The following is a 20,851-nucleotide window of genomic DNA, read 5'->3' on the forward strand; positions in this document are numbered from 1 at the left end:
GGGCCCGCCTCGGCGCGGGCCCCGCACGAGCACCGCTCAGCCCCGGGCGAAGTAGACGACGGTCATCATGACCGCGGTGGTCAGCACGATGCCGCGCAGCACGGGAGCGGGGAGCTTGCGCGCCCAGTGCGCTCCGGCGAACCCGCCCGTCGCCGCGCCGACCAGGACGGCCGCGACCTGCACCGGATAGCTCAGGACGTCGGAGGCGATCAGGAAGAACCCGGCCGCGGTGGCGTAGATGGCGGCGAGCTGCACGATGCGCGCGGAGTTCCCGGCCGCCGGGTCGATGCCCAGCCCGACGTTCCACAGCGCCAGCATCAGGATTCCGACCGCGCCGCCGAAGTAGCCGCCGTAGCCCGCCAGCACGAACTGTCCGATCAGGACTCCCCACGCGCCGAGGTGGACCGAGCGCCCGATCGCGGCGGTCAGCAGCCGCGACAGCGAGCGGCCGAAGGCGAGGACGACGGTGGCGAACGCGAGCAGCCACGGCACCGCCGCGTCGAAGGTGGCGGCGGGCAGCACCAGCAGCAGCGCCGCGCCGACCGCGCTGCCCAGCAGGCTGGCCACCGTCAACGCGCTCCGGGGAGGGGAACCGACCTGCACGATGTCCCCCCGGTACGCCCAGGCGCCGGCGAGCGCGCCGGGCAGCAGCGCCACGGTCGACGACGCGTTGGCGGCCACCGGCGGCAGCCCGGCGGCGACCAGCGCGGGTAGCGCGATGAACTTGCCGCCGCCTCCGACGGCGTTCAACGCGCCCGCGGCGACACCGGCGAACAACAGGGCGATGGTCTGCAACATGAATCCAGCATCGGGTTCGGATGTTCGGAAAAGCAATCCATCCCGATAGGACGATCCTCGCGGACCGAGCGCGCCGGAACCGACAGAGCCGTTTCGGCGACCGCTCGCCGATAGCGCGGGAAACCGGCCCGGCCGAAACACACCACGAGCTCATCAACGCCGTCCCACCTGCGACGAACTGCTCATCACCCGTCGACACGCAGAACCGCCCACCCGCCCGGATAGGCGCTCCCGGACACCTCCGATCAATCGATTCCAGAGCTGAATCGCAGCGATGAAAAGTGTTGGACCGCACCCGAAACCGGTCGAATACTGGGTGAGCGATCCGCCCTTTCCACCCGTGACCGAATTCCGGAGGGATGCCGACATGCCGTCCACCGATGTGGCCCTCCTGCTGCGGGCGCTCGGAATCCGCGTCCTGCTGCTCGGGCTCCTGCTCGGGGTCTCGGGGGCACCGCTGGCGGCGCTGGTCGTGCTGCTCGCGGGCACCGGCCTGCTCGCCCGGTCAGGTGCGGCGTTCCCGGCGGTCAGCCGAGCAGGTGCCGGAGCAGCGCCCGAGCCGCCGGGTTGGCGGGTTCCGGCGACCGGCCGACCAGACGGATCGGCCTGGTGATGCTCGGCCCCTCGATCCGCGCGTGCGGCAGCCCGGAGCGCTCGGCGATCGCGTCGGGCACGATGCTCACCCCGAGCCCGGCCGCGACCAGGTCGACCAGCAGCGGGATGTGCGTCGCCTCGCACACCCGGTTGAGCCGCACACCCGCCTCTGCGCAGCTGCGCTCGATCAGCGCCTGCAACCCGCTTCCGCTGAACTCCACGAACGGTTCGTCGTCGCATTCGGCGAGCCGCACCCGCCGCCGGTCGGCCAGCCGATGTCCCGGATGGCTCAGCAGCACCATGCGCTGGCTCCACTCGCGGAAACCGACCAGGTCCGCCACCGGCTTGCCGTCGCCCGCCAGGTAGGCCAGGTCCAGTGCTCCTGCGGCGACGGCATCCACCAGCTCCGGGGCGATCCCCTCCCGCACGCAGATGCGCACACCGGGGTGGTGCTGCCGGAATTCCCCGAGTTCGGCGGGCAGGTCGACGACGGTGAGGGTCTGGATGGTGCCGACCGAGACGCGACCGCGCGACAGGCCCGCGACGGCCGACACCTCGCCCCGCGCGGCGACGACGTCCGCCGCGATCCGCTGGGCCACCGGCAGCAGTGCGCGGCCCGCTTCGGTCAGCAGCACCCGGCGGGTCGTGCGCTCGAACAGCTGCGCGCCCAGCGCGGCCTCCAGCTTGCGGATCGAAGCGCTCAGCGCGGACTGCACGACGTGCGTGTCGCGGGCCGCGCCGGTGAAACTGCCCTGCCGCGCCACCGCGAGGAAATGCTCCAGCTGCCGCAACTCCATCCGGCCACGGTAGTCCCCGCGATCGAGGCGCAGCCCCGCACGACCGAGGTGGCCGCCGACGATCACGAGCACGACTCGACCGGCCGCACGTTCCGGTCGGCGCGATGGCGTGCGCGCGCCGCGTTCTCCCGAGGATCACCCGGATAGATCTCCGAACAGCCGGATCGGCATCGAGGTCCGTCAGTACCGTCGACGCATGGACGGCACGCGCGCGGGACGGGTCCTCGTCGTCGGAACGGGCATCAGCGGAGTCGCGACCGCCGCGCGGCTGCGCGACGCGGGATGGCGGCCCGTGCTCGTCGAACGCGCCGCGGCACGACGATCGGGCGGCTACTTCGTCGCGCTGTTCGGCGCGGGCAAGGCCGCCGCCGAACGGCTGGGAGTCCTCGGCTCCCTGCACGACCGCTCCGCCACCAAGCAGCACCTCGACGTCGATCGCCGCAACCGGCAGCGCTCCGGGCTCGCGTTCGGCGACATCCCCGGGCGACCGTGGCTGATGACGCGCGGCGACGTCGAACGGGCCGTGTTCGCGAGGCTGCAATCCGACGTGGAGATCCGCTTCTCCACGGTGCCGGCCGCCATCGAGCAGGACGACGACGGGGTCGACGTGACGCTGCTCGACACCGCATCGGGCAGCTCGACCCGCGAGCGGTTCGACCTGGTCGTGGGGGCGGACGGGCTGCGCTCCACGGTCCGCTCGCTCGTCTTCGGCCCGCACGACGCGTGCTTGAAGCGGCAGCACCACATGATCGCGGCGTTCCAGCACCCCGGAACCCCGCCGGGATTGGAAGAGGGCCAGGGCGCCACCCTGCTCGAACCGGGCCGGTCGTTGTGGGTGTTCGCGTTCTCCGACCACCCCCCGACCATCCTGCTGTCGTACCGCACCGACGACGTGGACGCCGAGTTCACCCGCTCCCCGGCCGAGAGCGTTCGCGTCGCGTTCGGACCGCAGCCGCTGGGCGCGATGCTGGAGGACGTAGTCACCGCGCTCGACGACAGCGACGAGGCGCTGTTCGACTCCGTCGAAGAGGTGCACCTGGACACGTGGCACCGGGGTCGCGTCGTGCTCGTGGGAGACGCCGCCTGGTGCGTCACCCTCTACGCCGGGATGGGCGTCTCGGCCGGGCTCGCCGGGGCCGACGTGCTCGCCGCCGCCCTAGAACAGCACCCCGGCGACCTGGAGACCGCGCTCAGCGAGTGGGAACGGGTGCTGCGCCCCCACATCGACGCCTACCAGGCCAGCGCCCCCGCGCAGCGCAAGATCTTCGTCATGGACGGCCGCTGGGAGATCCGGCTGCGCCGAATGGTCCCGAAGCTGACCAAGACCCGCTTAGGCAGGCGTTTGGTGCAACGCCTGATGCCGAACATGGACGCAACAGAGGCCCGCAAGGCCGTGGACATCGTCGGCGAAGCCTTGAAATCCTTGCACAGCCGGGAAAACCACTGACCGACCAGCGTTCTCGGCCTGGACAGGGTCGAGCGACGGACTCACTACCTGCCTTTGATCTTGTCATTCGAAGTGAGCGGCGTTGGTCGTTGTCCTGTCAGCGGCGAAGCCGCTGAGCAGCGACCAGCTTGAGCAACCGGCACCGCAGCGGGTTCTCAGCGGTTTCCTCGCGAGGACAGCTACCCAGGCCGAACAACCTCACCCCGATCACGCGAGTGCTTCGTTTGTGTCGTCGCGTTCGTAGAGTCGCCACACGGGCACGCGCACGGCCGAACGCACCCCACGCTCCGGATCGAGCAGGTCCCGCTTGCGCAACATCCGGTGCAGGTGCTCGCCCGGATCGACGCCCGCGGCGGGGCCGCGGTCGAGCAGCACCGAGAGCGGAACCCCGCCGTGCGACACCGTCGCGTCCACGCGGTGCCCGTTGAGCACCTGGTTCAGCTGCACCGCGGCGCCGGGCACGAGACCGTACAGCCGCTGCTGGTGCTCGTCCGGGTCCGGCAGGGCGTGCCCGTTGCGCGCCGCGGCGGCGAGTTCGCCGCCGACTCCGGCGCGGGTGCTCCAGTACTCGGCGTTCCCGGCCACGATCAGCTGCGAGCGGGCGCGGGTGATCGCGACGTTCCACAGGTTGCGCTGCTCTTCCAGCCACCGCACCGATTTCTCCTCGATGCCGGGGGCCGCGACCGGGGAGAACACGATCACGTCGCACTCGCCGCCTTGGAACGCGTGCACGGTGTCCACCTTGATCCGCGGGTTCCCGGCGAGCCGCCGGTCCAGCAGCCGCTGCTGCGGGCGGAACGGCGTCACCACGCCGATCGTGGCGTCCTCCGGCAGCGAGCGCCGCAGCGTCGCCACGATCCGCACGACGGCGTCGGCTTCCTCCGCGTTCTGCCACGTGCCGCCCGCCGCCGGGGTGGTCGCGTGACCGGGGACGTGCTGCCACTCCAGTGCCGGTCGTTCCATCGCGGGCCTGCCTCGGATGTCGGTGAGCACCGCCAGTTCCCCGTCGTAGAACAGCCGGTTGGCCGTGTCCGCGATGCGCGGGTGGCAGCGGTAGTGCTCGTCGAGCAGCAGCGCACCGCCGGTGGCGCGTTCGGCGGCGTGGAACGCGGAGTGGCGCACGAAGGTCAGCGACCGGCGTTCCAGCCAGTCCGCCCGGATCCCGACTTCGCGGCGGACTCCGGCTTCGCCGACCGGGTCGAGCTTCGCGATGTGCTTGAGCTGCATGACGTCCCCGATCACCACGGCCCGCCGCGCGCGGAACAGCAGCGGCAGCACCGGCGCGATGCCGCACTGGCTGGCCTCGTCGATGACGACCAGGTCGAACAGGCCGGGTTTCAGCGGGAAGCGGTTCGCGGACTGGCAGGTGACCGCCCAGCCCCGCACGTGCTCCAGCACGGCCTGCACCTCGGGGCGGTCGAAGGAACCTTGCCGCTCCAGCAGGGCGCGGATGGCGCGGCGTCCTTCGCGGGCGGCGTCGCGCACCGCCGTGCGCAGCACCGTCGCGGACGCGTCCCGCGCCGAGTCCGCCGCCGCCCGCAGCGACTCGGCGAGCCGCTGGTCGTCGGGCCGGTCCCGCAGCAGCGCCCGCCGGTCCTGCCACACCTGCTCGGCCTCGGCGAACTCGGCGACCCGGCGGCAGATCGCGGCGGGCTCGGGGTCGGCGCAGTCGTGCGGATCGATGCGCATCGCGCGCACCACCCGGGAACGCCGCCACCCCGCGAGCACCCACGCCGTCGCCGCCGCGCCCGCCCGCCGCGCCCACCGCTGAGGCCGCTGCCCCAGCAGTTCCACGAGTTCCGCTTCGGTGCGCCCGAGCGCTTCCGCCGCGTCGTGCCGGGTGGCGCCCGCCGCCCGCAGTTCGCCGTCGAGGCGGCCGATGGCGCCGAGATCGCGGCGGGCCCGGGTGGCTCGGTGTTCGGCGGCGGCGAGTTCGGCGATGGCCGTCGCGCGCCCCGGCTCCTGCGGTGCGTCGCCCGCGAGCAGGCGCAACGAGTCCGCTTCCCGTTCCCGGTTGGCGCGGGAACCGGTACGCACCAGCGCGCCCGGCTGCACCTGCTCGCAGCGGTGCCACACCTCGTCGACGGCCTTGTTGTTCGTGGACGCCACCAGCACCCGCTGCCCGTCGGCGACGGCGGTGGCGACGATGTTGGCGACGAGCTGGCTCTTGCCGGTGCCCGGCGGACCGGTGACCGTGCTGAGCCGCCGCGTCATCGCCCCCAGCAGCGCTTCCCGCTGCCGATCGTTCAGCGACCACGGCGCGACGACCCGCGGCGTGTCCGCTTCGGTGGTGGTGTCGCCGTCGAACAGCGCGCCGAGCGCGGTGTCCCGGATCCTGCCCGGTTGTTCCGCGATGGCCGCGAGGTCCTTGAGCACTCCGGCGTCGGCCTTGCCGCCCCGCGGCACCGCCAGCAGCACCGCCGCGTTGCGCGCGCCCTCCCCCGGCGACCGGTCGTCCAAGACCTCGTCGAGCGAGTCCGGCACCAGTTCGGCGTTGTTCTGCCACCGGTAGGTCTCGCGCAGCAGCGCCAGCACGTCGGCGGCCATCCGCTGCCGCTGGCCGCCCTGCCAGTTCGGTTCGAAGCTCTCCGCGAGCACGTCGGCCTCTTCCTTGCCGAGCTTCTTCTTCGCCAGTCCCGGATGCGGCAGCACCGGGCCGGAGGGGCGCAGCCGCCGCCGGCCGGTTCCGGTGTCGACGAGTTCGACCCGCCGCACCAGCAGCGGCGCGAACTCCGGTCCGGAGCCGCGGCGGCGGTCGTGCAGCACGACCGCCGGATAGCCCGCCCACAGCTCCCCGCCCTGCCGTTCGGCCTCGTCGAGGAACTTCTCGGCCTCCGGCGGGACGGGCGCGCAGCCGTCGTCGTCGAGCTCACCGCACAGGAACCGCTCCTGGCCGGGCAGCATCGCGTACTGCTCGCCTTCGGCGCGGACCGGGATCAGGCCGGTCTCCGGGGTCGCGGCCAGCAGGCAGCGGCGGTGGTAGTCGAGCAGCGCTTCCCGCCCCGGTGCCGCCTTCGGCGCGGCCGGGGCCGGTCCTTCGACCGCGGGACCCGCGGGGCGCGCGGCGAGCGGTTCCAGCACCGGCGCCGCTCCTCGCGGGCAACGCGCCAGCACGATGCGGTCGTCCACGCCGATCGACGAGCTCACCGGCACCTGGCCGCCGTCCTCGCGCATCCGCTGGTTGACGTAGCCGAAGAGGTCGGCGACGGTGACCACTCCGCTTCCGTCGTGGCCGACCTTGCCGGTGCGCAACGCCTCCACCAGCCGCCCGGTGAACGCCGACGGTTCCCCGTCCGCCCCCGCCACGGCGGGTTCGCGGGCGCGGGCGGAGCCGATCACGTAGACGCCGCGGCTGCTCAGCGGCGACGGCCGCTTCCGGGCGGCCCGGGTGCTCTTCAGCGGCTTGTGCTTGGTCTCGAAGCCGAGCGCGAATCCGCCGCTGGCGCAGGAATCCAGGATCGCGACCTTGTGCGGCGAGCGGCACGCCTCCAGCTGCTCGTTGACGAAGTCGGCCCCGACCCCGGTGCCCGCGATGTCGTCGAGGCTGGTGTCCGTGGCGAGGAAGACGTACTCCCCGTCGACCGCGACCATCCGCTCGCCGTGGCCGGTGATGTAGAGCAGCGCGAGCTCGTCCGGGCCGCAGTCCTCCAGGAATCCGGCGATCTCCGCGCGCATGTCGTCGGCCGTCGGGTCGTGCACGACGCGGACGGGCTGGAATCCGCCGATCTGCCGGTGTTCCAGCACTTGCCGCAGCAGCCCGGTGTCGGTGCGGCTGGAGGGCAGCGCCTCGATGCGCTCGTCGCGGTGGTGCCCGGTGCCGATCAGCAGCGCGCGTCGGCGCTGCGGGCGGGTCACGCCCGGCCCCGCAGGTCACGCGGCAGCGACTTCACCAGCTCGGCGCACTCGTCCGGACGCCCGGCCAGCCACAACGACCGGCCGCCGAGCGTCAGCTCCACGCGGCGGGTGCGCTCGCGGGCGCACCAGGAACTGATCGAGGACAGCAGCATCGAGGCGCTCGCCGAGCCGGCCGCTCCCAGCGACGCCCACAGCAGCAGGTCGGTGGCTGTCCCGCCCTTGTACCCGTCGCCGTGGGGTTCCCGCTCGGTCGCGAGGGAGACCTGCACTCCCAGCGAATCGCGGAGGTCGTCGCGCAACGATCGCACCAGACGCTCTTCGCGCATCGGGTCGTCCGCTGCCGCCACCCTGATCCAGAAGACCGTCGAGCCGTCCGCCATACCGCCCTCTCCAGCTGAATTCGCCCAGATCGCCGCAGAGCCTAGAAGATCGCGCGGCGAATTCGGGCAGATTCGCGGAGATAGCACCCCGACAGCGCAGAACTGAGATGATCTCACTACTTGTGTTTGATCTCGGCTTGGGCAGCGGGTCGGGTGGCGGAACCTCAGGTGCTTCCTCGCTGCGGGATCTTTTTCCCAAGTGGCTCCGCCACGAGGGAAAAAGCTGTCCTCACGAGGAAGCACCTGAGAACCCGCCGGTAGTCGCCTTGCTTTGGTAGTCACTGCTCAGCGGCTTCGCCGCTGACAAGACGACGACCAACGACGCCGCTCACCTGGAACGACAAGATCAAAGACAGGCGGTCAGAACTGCGCGTCGGGGAATCCCGCACTAGTGCGGGATCAGTGCTCCGTCCGGGGGCGTGCCGTGCGGAGGTGGAACGCCGCGCTGGACGGGTGGGCATATTCCGGCAACAAATGATCCACTCGATCACCGGGCTCGAATCCCGCGGACCGCAGCAGATTCTCGGCCTTCGCCGCGGTGAGCCCGGCCCAGTTCGGAGTGGCACGTCCGATCTTCGCGTAGTCGCGCACGATCTTCGCCAGGTAGCGGTGATCCGCGCCGGGCCGCAGCGACGCCAGCACACGGCGCGCGTCGAGGCCCCAGGTGTGCCACACCCCGTCGGCGAGCAGCAGCGCCCCGCCCGGCGCCAGCACGTCCCGCCACGCCCGCAACGCCCGCACCGGATCCGGCAGCGTCCACAGCACGTAGCGCGCGCTGACCAGGTCGAAACCTCCCGCACCGGCCACGTCGCGCACGTCGTGGCCGCCGTGCCCGGCGAATTCGATCTCGACGCCGCGCCGCCGCGCCTCCTCCCGCGCGTAATCCAGCATCGCCGGGGACGGATCGACGGCCGTGACCTCGTGCCCGAGCTCCGCCAGCAGCGTGCTCAGGAATCCGGTGCCGGTGCCCACGTCGAGCACCCGCAGCGGCTCCACCCGATCCGGGAACGCCGCGTGCAGCGCCTTGTCGCAGACCGCCCGCCACGCCTCGCGCTTGTCCTGCGCGTAGCGCTCGTAGAAGTCGTTGTACGCCGCGGCCCGCGCCGTCCAGTTGTCGCGGACGGCTTCGATCGCACGGTCGGTCACGAGCTGGTTCCTTTCGCCGGGTCCGGCCAGCCTGAACGCTCTCGCCACTGATGTGCAACAGTGCGCGCCCCGCCCGACGCAGGTCACACCCCCACCGGCCGGGAGCGGTGCGCCACCTCACCCGGCTGGATCACGAGTTCCGGCACCTCGCGGGCAATTCCCCTGCGGTGACTGGCTCCGGCATCCGCACGATCACCAGCCGTGATCATGACCTGCGGCACTGGCACGCGAGCGACGGCGAGTCGCACGACACCGCCGAGGGCTGGACCCCGGTGGGACCGCCTTCCACGACGTGCGCCACAACGGCGACCGGCGAGCACGCGGCGTGGTCCTTCCGGGGACCACGCCACCTGATTCCGCCGTTCGACCGCCGCCGCTGTCCATAAGGTCAACAACGCTGCCCCCGACGACGCACTTCCGGGCCTTCCGCGCTCGAAGCGCCTGCACGATTCTGCGGGTACCTCGATCGCGAAGGGATCACGGATGCGCGCGGGCAGACACCAGCCGGCCGGGAGTCATCTCTCCACGACGGGCCGTGCCTCGGCACCGCGGCCCGGACGGGCGACGGCGCCGAACCGCTTCGGGCCGGGCGGGCTCGCGCCGGAGCAGATCGAGCAGCTGCAGCGAACAGCGGGAAACCGGGCCGTCGCCGGGACGCTCCAGCGAAGCGCGGAACAACAGGAGGACACGACCTCCGATCCGGTTCAGAGCACGGGAGCGACGGCCAGGACGATCGTCGGCCAGCCCCACGGCGGCCTGCGCAAGATGGCCCCGGACAAGGTGCAAGCCCTGTTCGTCCGGAAGAAGCTCGTGAAGCGGCTGCTGAACGGACCGGTCTTCAACGACGCCGAGATGCAGGACCTCAAAGCGCAGAGACCGACGTGGCTCGCCGCAATCGGAACGGGCGAGTACGCGAAAGCCGTGGCCTACGCCCAGGCGAGCCGGTACGACGATTGGCTCACGCTGCCACCGGGGAAGCGATTGCTCATCGCCACCGTCGAGTGGCGGGAGGGCAAGGGAACGACGCACAAGAGCCCGGCCTACACCCTGGGCAGACACCTGGATCTGCGCGGCGGCGCCGTCGCCGAAGACGAACGCGGCCGAGTGGAGGGAGAACGGGACGCGCAGATCCGCGACGCGTTCGTCAACACCCTTGATCCACCGGGGCTCGCGGCCGATCAGATCGACGACCAGGCTGCGGTCGTGAACGCCAATGCCAACGCCAACGCGATCCTCGCCCGCGTCTTCCTGATCCTGCAGAACGGTCTGCAGCTGTACGAGAAGTCCGGCGCGCACCTCAATCTCACCAACAAGGACGTCGCCCGAGCCCTCGCGCACGGTGGACGGGTCAACATCCGGATTCCCGCGTTGCAGGGCGACGAGACCGGAACCGAGCTCACCGACTGGCTCGGAGTCACCGACGCCGGCGAGCTGAAGGACCCCGCGGTGACGCGCAAGTTCGCCACGCACCACATGTCCGTGCGCGGCACCGGCGGGAAGTTCAAGGAACGCGGCGGGAAGATCGCGGCCGTGCGCAATGCCCTGACCTGGGGGGACAAGCGAGTCCGGCTCTACGGGGTGGACCTCGCGGCCGACGGCCTCGGCAATCGCGACTTCAACGGCGATGTCATCCTTCCCGACGGCGGGCACGGTCACATGCTGCTGGTGTTCACGCCGCCGCGCCGGAAGCGGGACGGTGCGCTGGAAGTCGGCATCGAGACGACCAAACCCCACGGCAAGAGTCCCGTCGGGTACCGGCACAACATCCTCTCGACCGAAGCCACCGCGAATCCCGAGTCCAGCACTTACGGGCACAAGAAGGACAAGCTCGGCGACGGGAAGCTGGCCGACAACCAGCGCTACGTGGACCTGTCCACGATGTCGCCCGTCTCCGGAGACTGGATGAAATTCCTCCAGAGCTTGAAAACGGACTGGGAGCAGCGCTTGACCGCCACCGAGAACGACCCGGCCGCTCGGCGAGCGCTGTACGAAGACCTGGTCGGCCCCCGGCAAGGCCGGTTCTCTCCCTCGATGCAGGAAGATCAGCCATGACGCGGAGCCTCACGCCGCAGGCGGCTGCTCCTCGCGGGCGTCGGCGAGCAGCGCGGTGATCGCGGCCATGATGCGGTCGGTGGCCTCCCGCAGCACCGCGGCGGTGAGCGGCTTGCCCATGAGGTCGTCGAGCGGCACCGCGGGACCAGCGACGAGGTCGATCGGGGTACGGCGGAACAGCCTCGGCAAGCCGCCGCGCGGCAGCAGGTGGTGGGTGCCCCAGTTGGCGAGCGGGATCACCGGGACTCCGGTGGTGAGCGCGACGCGGGCGATGCCGTTCTTGCCGCGCATCGGCCAGTGCTCCGGGTGGTCGGAGAAGGTCGCCTCGGGGAAGAACAGCACGCACTCGCCGTCCTCTGCGGCCGCGACCGCGTCCCGGTAGGCGTCCTGCGCTCGCGCGGTGCCGCGGTGCACCGGGATGTGGCCTCCGGAGCGCATCACCCGTCCCACCACCGGCATCCGCCACAGGTCGTCGCGCGCCAGGTAGCGCGGGACGCGCCCGGTGGCGAGGCAGAACGCGGTCACCGTGATCGGATCGGCGAACGACAGGTGGTTCGAGGCCACCAGCACCCCGCCCCGCTCCGGCAGGCCCCCGCGGAACCGCAACCGGGAGCTGAGCACCAGCACCGGCCACAGCACGTCGATCGCCAGCCCGAACCAGAACCCGCGCCCCCGCCGGGGGAAACGCCTGGTCAACCGCATCGTCCCGGCCACGGGGGGACCGCTCGCATCGCTGTGCACAACCCCCATTCGTAGCCGACGCCCCCAGCGACCGGTCACCCCACCCACCGCAGGCGAACGGACCGTTCGACCAAGCCCACTGGACGAACGGGCCGTTCACCCCGAACGCCTCCCGAGTCAACGGCCCCTTTGCCCAATCCCGTTGGTCAAACAGGCCGTTCACCCCGAGCAGCTCCCCGAGTGAACGGACCGTTCGACCAAACCCACTGGACGAACGGGCCGTTCACCTCGAACAGATCCGAGCGAACGGACCCTTTGCCCAACCGCATTGGACGAACAGGCCGTTCACTCCCAACGCCTCCCGAGTCAACGGACCGTTCGACCAAACCCGTTGGACGAACGGGCCGTTCGCTTCGGCTTCCGCACTCACATGTTCTGGGCGCCGGACTTGATGGCCTTGCGGATTCGGGTGTAGGTGCCGCAGCGGCAGATGTTGCGGATCTCGTCGAGGTCCGCGTCGGTGATGTCGCGGCCTTCCTCGGTGACCTGCCGGACCTTCGCGACGGCCGCCATGATCTGGCCGGGCTGGCAGTAGCCGCACTGGGCGACGTCCTCCTCCAGCCACGCCTCCTGCATCGGGTGCAGGTCCTGGCCGACGGTGCCGGGCAGGCCTTCGATGGTGGTGACCTCGTCCTCCGGCGTGATGTCGCCGACCCGCACCGAGCAGGGGTTGAACGCCTTGCCGTTGATGTGCGACGTGCACGCCTTGCAGACGTTGATGCCGCACCCGTACTTCGGCCCGTAGAAGCCGAGCACTTCGCGCAGCACCCACAGCAGCCGCACGTCGTCCTCGATGTCCACGGTCACGGTCTCGCCGTTGAGCCGGAAAGTGTGCTGTCCCATGTCGAAAGCTCCTCCGATGGATGGCGCGCGCCCGGCCGCGGACGGCTTCGCGGCCGGGCGGGGCGTAAAGCGGGAAGGTCGGCTCAGTACGCGAAGTCGAGGCCGTTGGTGGGCGACTGCGGCAGCGGCGGAACGGTCGGCTTCGGGGTGAAGCTCAACTCCCCGTGGTTGATCGGGAAGCTCGTGGGCATGGTCCCGGTCGCGGCGCCGTAGGCGCAGGCCGTCGCGGCCATCGACGAGGGCACCGCGAATTCTCCGGCACCACCGGGCTTCCCGGTCGTCGGCGGCATGACGATGATCTCGACCTCCGGCGGCGCGTTCCACTGCCGGGTGTAGAAGTAGTCGTCCCAGCTGCCTTCGAGGAAGGTGCCGTCCTTGAGGTGCAGGCTGGAGGTGAGCGCCTGCGCGATGCCGTCGGAGATGCCGCCCTGCATCTGCGCTTCCAGTCCGCGCGGGTTCAGCGCGAGTCCGGTGTCCACGGCCAGCACCACCTTGGTGACCCGCGGACCGGTGACGGCGTTGCGGATCTCTCGGTTCACCGTCTCCGGGCGGCAGTCGATCTCCACGAGCGTCGCCGACGCGCCCTTGTACTCCTTGTGCACGGCGAGTCCCTGCGCGATACCCGGTTCGGTGCTGCGGCCCCACTGCCCGACTTCGGCGACCTTGTCCAGCACCGCGATCAGCCGTTCGTCGTCGAGGAAGGAGCGGCGGAACTCGTAGCGGTCCTTGCCGAGCTTCGCCGCGAGCTGATCGACGATGAGCTCCTGCGCGGTGCGCACGTCCGGGTTGAACAGGTTGCGGTTGCTGCCGGTCGGGAACGTGTCGTACTGCATGATCTCGTTGAGCAGCTGCGTCGTGACGCCGAACTTGTAGGGCACGCCGACGGTCAGCTCGAACACGGGCAGCGAGAACCCGGCGAAGTTGCCCAGCCCCAGCGGGGGCAGCCGCGCGGCCAGCGAGGTGATCGCCTCGGCGAAGCCCATCGTGTAGTCGGTGGCGACGCTGGTGTGGCGCTGCTCGAAGGTGAGCACCTTGTCGCCGGTGTAGCCGGCGCGGATCCGGGAGGTGCACATCGGGTGCGTGCGGCCCTGGCGGCATTCGTCGGTGCGGTGCCACATGAGCTTGACGCGCTTGCCCATGGCCTTCGAGATCTCCACGGCCTCCAGCACGACGTCGTTGAACATGCGCCGCCCGAACGCGCCGCCGCCCTGCTGGACGTGCACCGTGACCAGTTCCTGCGGGATGCCGAGCTTCGCGGCGACCTCCTGCTTGCACAGGATCGGCGATTGCAGGCAGGACCAGATCTCGACGCCGTCGTCGCGCACGTCGGCGACGGCGGTGTTCGGTTCCAGCGCGGCGTTGTTGCGGAAGTGGAAGGTGAACTCGCCCTCCACGGTCTCGCCCACGTCCGGCACGACCAGCGGGATCTCGGCGGCCTTGATCTTCTCCAGCACCGTCTCGTCGGATTCGCCGTCGACGCTGCCCGGCCCCCACGCGACCTCCAGCGCGTTCACCGCGTCGATGCACTGGCCGAAGGTGCGCCCGCGCACGGCGACGCCGGTGGAGATGACGGCGACGTCGGTGATGCCCGGCATGTCCCGGACGGCGTCGAGGTTCGCGACGGATTCCGGCGTGCCCTTGATGGTCGGCGGCCGGCACACCATCGTCGGCAGCGCGTCCGGCACGTCGAGGTCCATGCTGAACTGCTTGCGCCCGGTGACCGCGTCGCGGGCGTCGAGCCGGTTCTGCGGCTTGCCGAGGACGCGGAACTCCGATTCCGGCTTGAGCACCGCCTCGACCTGCTTGGTGACGTCGCTGGCGGCCTTCTCCGCGAGTTCCCCGTAGGGCAGCTGGGTCCCGGCGACGGAGGTGATCACGCCGAGCTTGCTGGTCAGCAGCGACACGGGTTCGCCGAGTTGGGCGGACGCGGCCTGCAGCAGCCGTCCGCGCGCGATGGCCGCCGCGACCCGGACCGGGGTGTAGATCGAGATCGCGGTGTTCGAACCGCCGGTGAACTGGTTGAACATCAGCTCCGGGCGCGCGTCAGCGAGCGTCACGTCGACCTTCTCGACCGGCAGGTCCAGCTCCTCCGCGATGATCATCGCGACCATCGTGGTGATGCCCTGACCGCTTTCGACCCTGGGCAGCGCGAACGACGCGGTGCCGTCGGGGTTGACCTGCACCGAGATGAGGTTCGACGTCGGCAAAGCCGCCTCGGTCAGCAGGTCGTTGAGGTCGAAGATGTCCGACGGTTCCGGCAGCGCCGCGTGCGCGGCGGCCGGGTCGGCGAGCTGCCCGAGCTGCGCGGCGGCGGCCACGGTGGGTGCCGCGAGCAGCAGGCCGAGGAATCGGCGGCGGCCCAGCCCCGCCGAGCCGGGCTCGGTTCCGGCGAGTGCGTCCGGGGTCTCGGGGTGGAGCGAACGGCGCTGTTCCATCGAGTTCCTTTCGCCGCCCCGGCCTGCGCGGCGGGACGGGCGATCGATCGGCGTTGATCGGTGGTGGGATCAGTGCCTCATCCTGATCAGCGCGACCGCTGTGATCGAGGACATATCGCCCAGCGATCTCGCTCGGATCTTGTGCGGATTGCTCCAATCCGGCGCCCGGACGGCCCAGCGGGCGCTCGCGCGAGTGGTGGACTTGCCGTGATCGGGTAACTAGCCTTCCCCGAACGGTGCTCGCGAGAGCCGCAAAGGAGCGGGCTCATGGCCGACGGAACCAGCACGGACAGCTCGACGGTCGACGGTGTGGAACAGCGGATGCTCGCCGGTCTGGCGCACACCTCGCTGACCAGGCTGCCCGGACTCGCCGACGCGCTGGTGGAGCAGACCTGGGGCGACGTCTACACGCCCGACGGGCCGGTGGGCAAGGACGACCTGTGGCGGTCCTGCCGGGACAACATCCACAGCATCCTCACCACGCTCGCGGGCTCCGGCCCGTCCCAGCAGGACCTGCTGCGCGCGGCTCGCGCCACGGGTTCGCGCCGGGCGCAGCAGCACTGCCCGCTGGATTGGGTGCTGCACGCCTGGCGGCTCGGCGGCCAGGTGCTGTGGACCGACCTGGCCTCCCGCAGCGGCGCGCAGAGCCCGGAGGAGTTGCGCCGGCTCGTCGGCGCCGCCGGTGAGCTGTGGGGCGTCACGGAGCGGTTCTCCACCGAGATGGCGCTGAGCTACCACACCTCGGAGCAGGAGATGCTCGGCGGCGTCGAGCTCCGGCACACCATGATCCTGGACGCTCTGCTGGACGGCCGGGCCGCCGAGGTCCGCGCCGAGGCGGAGCACCTGCTCGACCTGGGCCGGGGCCGCGGCTTCGTGGTCGCGGTCGCGGAGACCTCGGGCGAGCACCAGGTCTCCCCGCGCGGGCTCACCCAGGCGTTGCAGCGCCGCGGCCTGCGCTCGGCGTGGCGGCTGCGCACCGGGTGCCAGGTCGGCATCATCGGCGTCGACGACGGCCGGGCGGGCGAGGTCGCCGCCGCGCTGCGCGAGCACGCGGTGGCGCGCATCGGCGTCTCGCAGGAGCTCACCGCGCTGATGGAGGTCGGCGCCGGGTACCGGATGGCGATGCTCGCGATGGCCACGCTGCCCGCGCACCGGCCGGGCGCGGTGGCGCTCGATGACTGCCTGCCGGACGCGCTGGCGCTGAGCTCGCCGCAGCTGGCGGACCGGATGGTCGCGGTGACGTTCGGCCCGGTGCTGGCCCTGCCCGCGGCCGAGCGGGAGGAGCTGCTGCGCACCACCTCGGTGTGGATCAGGTCGCTGGGTTCGACGCTGCGCGCCGCGAAATCCCTGTACTGCCACCGGAACACGGTGCTCAACAGGCTGCGCAGGCTGGAGTCGCTGACCCACCTCGACCTCAGCGACGTGACGGTGTGGCCGCAGGTCCTGCTGGCGCTGTCCATCCTCCGCCGCGAAGGCCGCCTGCCCCCGGAACTCGACTCGGCGTGACCCCATGGCAGCGACTCCCGCAGCGCCGCGATCGCGAACTCCGCACCGGTCGCCGGAGGCGCTGCGCGGCTCAGCTCGCGGTCGAGCCCGCCGCGGTGAGCGCCGCCCACGCCGCCGCCGTGACGAGATCGCGGTCCTGTTCGGACAATCCCGGGCCGATGCCGGATTCGGGCGGGCGGTTCAGCGCCAGCGCGTCGACGTCGCGGGCGGGGATGATCGCGCCCCGGATCGTGCCCAGCGCACACCGGGCCAGCAGCAGATCCGCGGCCTCGCCCGAGACCGCGAGGGCGCGCTCCAGGGCACCGAGCCCGCCGAAGAGGTCGTCCTCCGCCAGCAGGACCTGCCGGGCCGACGAATCGTAGAGGGTGCCGCGCAGGACGTGGCGGTTGTCGTCGAACAGGTCCACCACCCGGCGCAGCAGGTCGCGCCGCGGCTCGGCGCGGGATTCGGCGGCGCGCACGCACGCGGTGAGTTCCACCGCGACCGGGGCGACCAGCTCGCGCAGCAGGTCCTCCTTCGCCGGGAAGTGGTAGTACAACGCCGCTTTCGTCATCTCCAGGTGTTCGGCGATGTCGCGGATCGACGTTCCCGCGTAGCCGCGTTCGAGGAACAACGCGCGGGCCGCCTCCAGCACCCGCTGCCGCGTGCGGATCGCCGAGCTTCCGGCCGTTCTCGCCATGACCACCTCCCTGCCGTGGGCTCCGAGGTTAGCGGACCCTTGACGACCACAGTAATCTACCGGTCGTCCGATTAATTACACGACGGAGGACGCGATGCCGGACGACGAGCGCTTCGCCAAGACGATCGACCTGGGACGAACCGACTTCGACGCCGTGTACCGCGGCGACGGACTGGCCGAAGTCCCCTTCGAGAAACCCCCGTGGGACATCGGTGAGCCGCAGCCGCAGGTGGTGCGGCTGGAACGGGACGGCGCGTTCCGGGGCCGGGTGCTCGACGCCGGCTGCGGAGCGGGCGAGAACGCGATCTTCCTCGCCGCGCGCGGATACGCCGTGACCGGCGTGGACGGCTCCCCGAGCGCGATCGAGATCGCGCGGCGGCGAGCCTCCGACCACGGCGCCGACGTCACCTTCCAGGTCGCCGACGCGACCCGGATGGACGGGGTACCGCAGGAATTCGACACCGTCCTCGACAGCGCGCTCTACCACTGCCTGCCGGAGGACGCGCGGGCCGCGTACTCCGCGGCCCTGCACCAGGTCACGCGGCCCGGCGCCGGGCTGCACCTGCTGTGCTTCGCCGACGTCGAGCGGCGAACGCCGTTCATCCCTGCCGCGATCAGCCAGGACGAGCTCCGCGCGAACTTCGGGGCGCACTGGCGGATCGCCGGCATCGAGGAGGTCGACTACTCCGCGGCGTTCGACGAGGAGACCGCGGTCCGCACCTTCGGGGAGCACTTCGCGAGCGCGCCCCCCGGGCGGATCACCACGGACGACGAAGGCCGCATCACCATCCCTATGTGGCACCTGCGGGCCGAGCGAGCCTGACCGCCCCGATTCCCCCGCGCGCGGCGCACCCGCCCACCGGCGATTGCGCCGCGCGACCCTCCGGGCGAACGCGCAGGTCCGCGGCCTACCGGATCACAGCGCGCCCGTCGCGTAGTAGGCGCGGCACTTGCCGCTGTCGTCGTAGTCGGTGGCGATCTCCAGGATCTTCGACGTATCGGCCAGCGGCGTCAGCGCGGAGCTGTAGTTCGGGCAGGGTTCGTTGCGGGCGCCCGGGACCTGGACCGGCGCGAGGATCTCCGCGTTCTCGCCCGAGCCCGGCGCGTCGCTGACGAACAGGGTCGCGCCGTTGCCCTCGGCGACCGTGCCGTCGGGGTGCTTGAGCTCCTGGCCGACGGTCACCACCTTCCCGTCCGGCGTGCCGTCGTCCACGACGGTGATCTTCGGCGCGTGCGCGAAGAACCTGCCGTCCGGGAGGGTGAGCAGCGTTCCGGCGTCGGCCGGGTCGCCCCAGTTCGAGCCGTCCTCGGAGAGCCGGAAGTACGCGGCGCAGTCGTGCGCGTCGCCGGTGCCGCAGATCTCGTAGGAGAAGTAGTACCGGTCGTCGGGCAACCGGCGGATCACCGGCATTCCCGGTCGCTGCCCCGGATTCTCCAGCGCCACCACGTTCTCCGGCGCTCCCCAGTTCACCCCGTCGGTGGACGTGGTGCGGCGCAGCACCTGGCTGTGCGCGGGCTGGTCGTTCTCGTCGGCGAAGTAGCAGCCCAGCGCGCCGCCCGCGTCCACCGCCAGCTCCGGCTCCCAGAATCCCTTGTCGCCCGAAGCGGTCCCGCAGGTCGACAGGTACGACCAGGTCCGGCCCTGGTCGCGGCTCTGGAACACCGGCAGGTGCATCCGCCGGTTCTCCTCCTCGGCGCCGACGCTCGCCGTCCACAGCAGCGTTCCTTCCGGCAGGTCGCCCACCTGCCGGGGCAGTTCGAGCATGCTGCCGCAGCACAACCCGGTCGCGAACGACGGATCGCTGATCCGCCCGACCTCGGTGAACGTGGTGCCTTCGTCGGTGCTCTCGTAGATCGGGGCGGTGCCGCCGTCCGCGCCGAAGCTCACGGTGGCGGCCAGCACCGCGCCCGACGCTTCGCCCGCGTGCTGCAGCCGCACCGACGTCGGGTACAGCCCGACGTCGTCGGACAGCGGAGTTCCCGTCGCCGCGGGAGCGGCCGCCGCACCGGTGACGGGGAGCACCAACGCCGCCAGCGCCGCGCACAGCAGCAGCGTTCTCGATTTCGCACCACGCATGGATTCACTCTCCCCAGAACAGGTTCGGCGAACGCACGGACCACCCGGCGATCACGCCGAAGTCTGCCCCGGCGAGCCCGCGCGCGGTGACCGCCACCGGGGTGGCGAGGGCTTTCCCCCGCACCGGAGCGGACTCAGGAGTCCTTTCAGAACGACCTGCGCGGCTGGTCGCTCTGACAAGACATCGATCGAAAGATCATTCTGAATGGCCCCCTCAGAGGGGACCGGTGGCGAAGTAGGCGTGGCACCGCTCGCCTTCGTCCTGGTCCGCCGCGATCTCCAAGATCTGCGAGGGCTCGTCCAGCGGGACCAGCGCGGAGCTGTAGTTCCCGCACGACGCGCCGTCCGCGCTCGGCACGTGGACCGGGGCGGTCGAGGCGGTGAACTCCGCCGTTCCCGGATGTTCGCCGACCAGCAGGGTGCCGCCGTTGCCGTCCGCCGTCTTGCCGTCCGCGTTCTTGAGCTGCTGTCCGACGACGACGAGCAGCCCGTCGGGAGTGCCGTCGTCGATCACCGCGATCTTCGGGGCGTGCGCGAAGAACCTGCCGTCGTCCAGCTCGACCGGCGTGCCCCGGTCGGTCTCAGCGCCCCAGTCGACGCCGTCGGGCGACGTCCGCAAGTGCGCGGCGCAGTCATGAGTGCCGGGCCGGCCGCAGATCTCGTAGGACATGACCGATTTCCCGTTCGGCAGCCGCCGGACCACCGGCATCCCCGGCCGCCGGTCCTTCTCCGGCAAGACCACCACGTCTTCCGGCTCCGACCAGGTGCCGTCGCCGAAGGTGGTCCGGACGATCCGCTGGCTGTGCGCGAAGTCCTCGTTCTCCTCCGCGTACGAGAAGTAGCACTGCAACCGCCCTGCGTCGGTCACCGCCAACTCCGGTTCCCACAGCCCGTCCTTGTTCGCGGCCGTCGCGCAGGGCTGTTCGAGCCGGTTCCAGGTGAGCCCGTGGTCGTCGCTCCGGAACACCGGCGTCGACATCCGCCGATCGTCGTTCGGTTCGTCCGGGGGCCGCGGGTGGTCCGGATCCGGACCGTTCGCGCCGACGCTGGCCGACCACAGCAAGGTTCCCGGCGCCATGTCGCCGACCTGCCGGGGCAGTTCGAGCAGGCTGCCGCAGCACAACCCGGTCGCGAAGGACGGGTCGTGGATCCGGGAGACCTCGGTGAACGTCGCGCCGCCGTCGGTGCTCCGGTAGATCGGCGCGACCCCCGCGGGGAAGCTGATGGTGGCGGCGAGCACCGTTCCGTCGGCCTCGCCCGAGTGCCGCAACCGCACCGCCGTCGGGAACTTCCCGTTGTCCTCCGCCAGCCGCGTACCGCCGGCCGACGTGTCCCGGGCGGCGGTCTCGGCGGCCGGATCGGCGACCGCCCCGCATCCCGTGGCCCCCAGCAGCAACGCGGCCAGCACCGCGCTCACCCGTGCTCCCGATTTCGGCACCGCCATCGTCCCCTCTCCGGCGCGGTCGCACCGCGCACCTGCCCGCGACGTCACGCGGTGATC

General features: G+C 71.4%; 15 protein-coding genes. 4 read left to right on the top strand and 11 right to left on the bottom strand.

The genetic code is table 11. The features are described from left to right. Nucleotides 1-36 precede the first annotated feature (36 nt). Both ACWD38_RS07625 and ACWD38_RS07630 read right to left on the bottom strand, forming a co-directional pair. Nucleotides 37-798, bottom strand: coding sequence for a sulfite exporter TauE/SafE family protein (locus ACWD38_RS07625; RefSeq protein WP_184479876.1), 762 nt, complete (start codon nt 796-798; stop codon nt 37-39). Nucleotides 799-1,325: 527 nt separating this feature from the next. Beyond that, nucleotides 1,326-2,189, bottom strand: a complete 864-nt coding sequence (locus tag ACWD38_RS07630) for a LysR family transcriptional regulator (RefSeq protein WP_450123610.1) — start codon at nt 2,187-2,189, stop codon at nt 1,326-1,328. 196 nt (nt 2,190-2,385) lie between these two features. On the opposite strand from ACWD38_RS07630, the gene ACWD38_RS07635 reads away from it, so the two are divergent. Further along, nucleotides 2,386-3,636 carry an FAD-dependent monooxygenase gene (locus tag ACWD38_RS07635; RefSeq protein WP_450123611.1) on the top strand — a complete coding sequence of 417 codons (1,251 nt, stop codon included), beginning with the start codon at nt 2,386-2,388 and terminating at the stop codon, nt 3,634-3,636. Between the two features lie 207 nt (nt 3,637-3,843). Here the strand turns inward: ACWD38_RS07635 and ACWD38_RS07640 are convergent, their stop codons facing one another. The 3 genes from ACWD38_RS07640 to ACWD38_RS07650 form a co-directional block, all read right to left on the bottom strand. Beyond that, nucleotides 3,844-7,491 (bottom strand): caspase, EACC1-associated type, encoded by a 3,648-nt coding sequence (locus tag ACWD38_RS07640; protein WP_450123612.1) that lies wholly within the window; start codon nt 7,489-7,491, stop codon nt 3,844-3,846. Continuing rightward, nucleotides 7,488-7,817, bottom strand: coding sequence for a hypothetical protein (locus ACWD38_RS07645; protein WP_184479880.1), 330 nt, complete (start codon nt 7,815-7,817; stop codon nt 7,488-7,490). Before ACWD38_RS07645 ends, ACWD38_RS07640 begins: the two co-directional genes overlap by 4 nt. Before the next feature lie 453 nt (nt 7,818-8,270). Beyond that, the gene (locus tag ACWD38_RS07650; RefSeq protein WP_450123613.1) at nt 8,271-9,017 is read right to left on the bottom strand and encodes a class I SAM-dependent methyltransferase; all 747 of its coding nucleotides are present in this window, start codon (nt 9,015-9,017) and stop codon (nt 8,271-8,273) included. 483 nt (nt 9,018-9,500) lie between these two features. On the opposite strand from ACWD38_RS07650, the gene ACWD38_RS07655 reads away from it, so the two are divergent. Continuing rightward, nucleotides 9,501-11,069: a hypothetical protein gene (locus tag ACWD38_RS07655; protein WP_450123614.1), complete on the top strand. Its 1,569-nt coding sequence runs from the start codon at nt 9,501-9,503 to the stop codon at nt 11,067-11,069. Between the two features lie 9 nt (nt 11,070-11,078). Here ACWD38_RS07655 and ACWD38_RS07660 read toward each other — a convergent pair whose 3' ends face one another. The 3 genes from ACWD38_RS07660 to ACWD38_RS07670 all read right to left on the bottom strand — a co-directional run bounded on the left by ACWD38_RS07660 (nt 11,079) and on the right by ACWD38_RS07670 (nt 15,088). Next, nucleotides 11,079-11,771 (bottom strand): lysophospholipid acyltransferase family protein, encoded by a 693-nt coding sequence (locus ACWD38_RS07660; RefSeq protein ID WP_246458259.1) that lies wholly within the window; start codon nt 11,769-11,771, stop codon nt 11,079-11,081. 405 nt (nt 11,772-12,176) lie between these two features. Further along, on the bottom strand, nt 12,177-12,653 hold the full coding sequence (locus tag ACWD38_RS07665) for a (2Fe-2S)-binding protein (protein WP_450123615.1): 477 nt from the start codon (nt 12,651-12,653) through the stop codon (nt 12,177-12,179). An 83-nt stretch (nt 12,654-12,736) separates the two neighbouring features. Then, nucleotides 12,737-15,088 carry a molybdopterin cofactor-binding domain-containing protein gene (locus ACWD38_RS07670; protein ID WP_450123616.1) on the bottom strand — a complete coding sequence of 784 codons (2,352 nt, stop codon included), beginning with the start codon at nt 15,086-15,088 and terminating at the stop codon, nt 12,737-12,739. 267 nt (nt 15,089-15,355) lie between these two features. On the opposite strand from ACWD38_RS07670, the gene ACWD38_RS07675 reads away from it, so the two are divergent. Beyond that, a complete protein-coding gene (locus ACWD38_RS07675) occupies nt 15,356-16,594 on the top strand; it encodes a PucR family transcriptional regulator (protein ID WP_184479886.1) in 1,239 nt (412 codons plus the stop codon). 70 nt (nt 16,595-16,664) lie between these two features. Here the strand turns inward: ACWD38_RS07675 and ACWD38_RS07680 are convergent, their stop codons facing one another. Further along, nucleotides 16,665-17,273 carry a TetR/AcrR family transcriptional regulator gene (locus tag ACWD38_RS07680; RefSeq protein WP_184479887.1) on the bottom strand — a complete coding sequence of 203 codons (609 nt, stop codon included), beginning with the start codon at nt 17,271-17,273 and terminating at the stop codon, nt 16,665-16,667. 94 nt (nt 17,274-17,367) lie between these two features. On the opposite strand from ACWD38_RS07680, the gene ACWD38_RS07685 reads away from it, so the two are divergent. Continuing rightward, a complete protein-coding gene (locus tag ACWD38_RS07685) occupies nt 17,368-18,096 on the top strand; it encodes a class I SAM-dependent methyltransferase (RefSeq protein WP_184479888.1) in 729 nt (242 codons plus the stop codon). 93 nt (nt 18,097-18,189) lie between these two features. Here the strand turns inward: ACWD38_RS07685 and ACWD38_RS07690 are convergent, their stop codons facing one another. Together ACWD38_RS07690 and ACWD38_RS07695 are read right to left on the bottom strand one after the other, a co-directional pair. Then, the gene (locus tag ACWD38_RS07690) at nt 18,190-19,350 is read right to left on the bottom strand and encodes a sialidase family protein (RefSeq protein WP_184479889.1); all 1,161 of its coding nucleotides are present in this window, start codon (nt 19,348-19,350) and stop codon (nt 18,190-18,192) included. A gap of 214 nt (nt 19,351-19,564) precedes the next feature. Beyond that, nucleotides 19,565-20,767 carry a sialidase family protein gene (locus ACWD38_RS07695; protein ID WP_450123617.1) on the bottom strand — a complete coding sequence of 401 codons (1,203 nt, stop codon included), beginning with the start codon at nt 20,765-20,767 and terminating at the stop codon, nt 19,565-19,567. Nucleotides 20,768-20,851 lie beyond the last annotated feature (84 nt).

This window comes from Saccharopolyspora sp. NPDC002578 (assembly GCF_053592695.1).

Bases quoted from the DNA above. Each gene is read 5' to 3' on its own strand.
- ACWD38_RS07645 (WP_184479880.1), bottom strand. From the start codon at position 7,817: ATGCGCGAAGAGCGTCTGGTGCGATCGTTGCGCGACGACCTCCGCGAT.
- ACWD38_RS07680 (WP_184479887.1), bottom strand. From the start codon at position 17,273: ATGGCGAGAACGGCCGGAAGCTCGGCGATCCGCACGCGGCAGCGGGTG.
- ACWD38_RS07630 (WP_450123610.1), bottom strand. From the start codon at position 2,189: ATGGAGTTGCGGCAGCTGGAGCATTTCCTCGCGGTGGCGCGGCAGGGC.
- ACWD38_RS07675 (WP_184479886.1), top strand. From the start codon at position 15,356: ATGGCCGACGGAACCAGCACGGACAGCTCGACGGTCGACGGTGTGGAA.
- ACWD38_RS07665 (WP_450123615.1), bottom strand. From the start codon at position 12,653: ATGGGACAGCACACTTTCCGGCTCAACGGCGAGACCGTGACCGTGGAC.
- ACWD38_RS07670 (WP_450123616.1), bottom strand. From the start codon at position 15,088: ATGGAACAGCGCCGTTCGCTCCACCCCGAGACCCCGGACGCACTCGCC.
- ACWD38_RS07625 (WP_184479876.1), bottom strand. From the start codon at position 798: ATGTTGCAGACCATCGCCCTGTTGTTCGCCGGTGTCGCCGCGGGCGCG.
- ACWD38_RS07685 (WP_184479888.1), top strand. From the start codon at position 17,368: ATGCCGGACGACGAGCGCTTCGCCAAGACGATCGACCTGGGACGAACC.
- ACWD38_RS07690 (WP_184479889.1), bottom strand. From the start codon at position 19,350: ATGCGTGGTGCGAAATCGAGAACGCTGCTGCTGTGCGCGGCGCTGGCG.
- ACWD38_RS07635 (WP_450123611.1), top strand. From the start codon at position 2,386: ATGGACGGCACGCGCGCGGGACGGGTCCTCGTCGTCGGAACGGGCATC.
- ACWD38_RS07655 (WP_450123614.1), top strand. From the start codon at position 9,501: ATGCGCGCGGGCAGACACCAGCCGGCCGGGAGTCATCTCTCCACGACG.
- ACWD38_RS07660 (WP_246458259.1), bottom strand. From the start codon at position 11,771: ATGCGGTTGACCAGGCGTTTCCCCCGGCGGGGGCGCGGGTTCTGGTTC.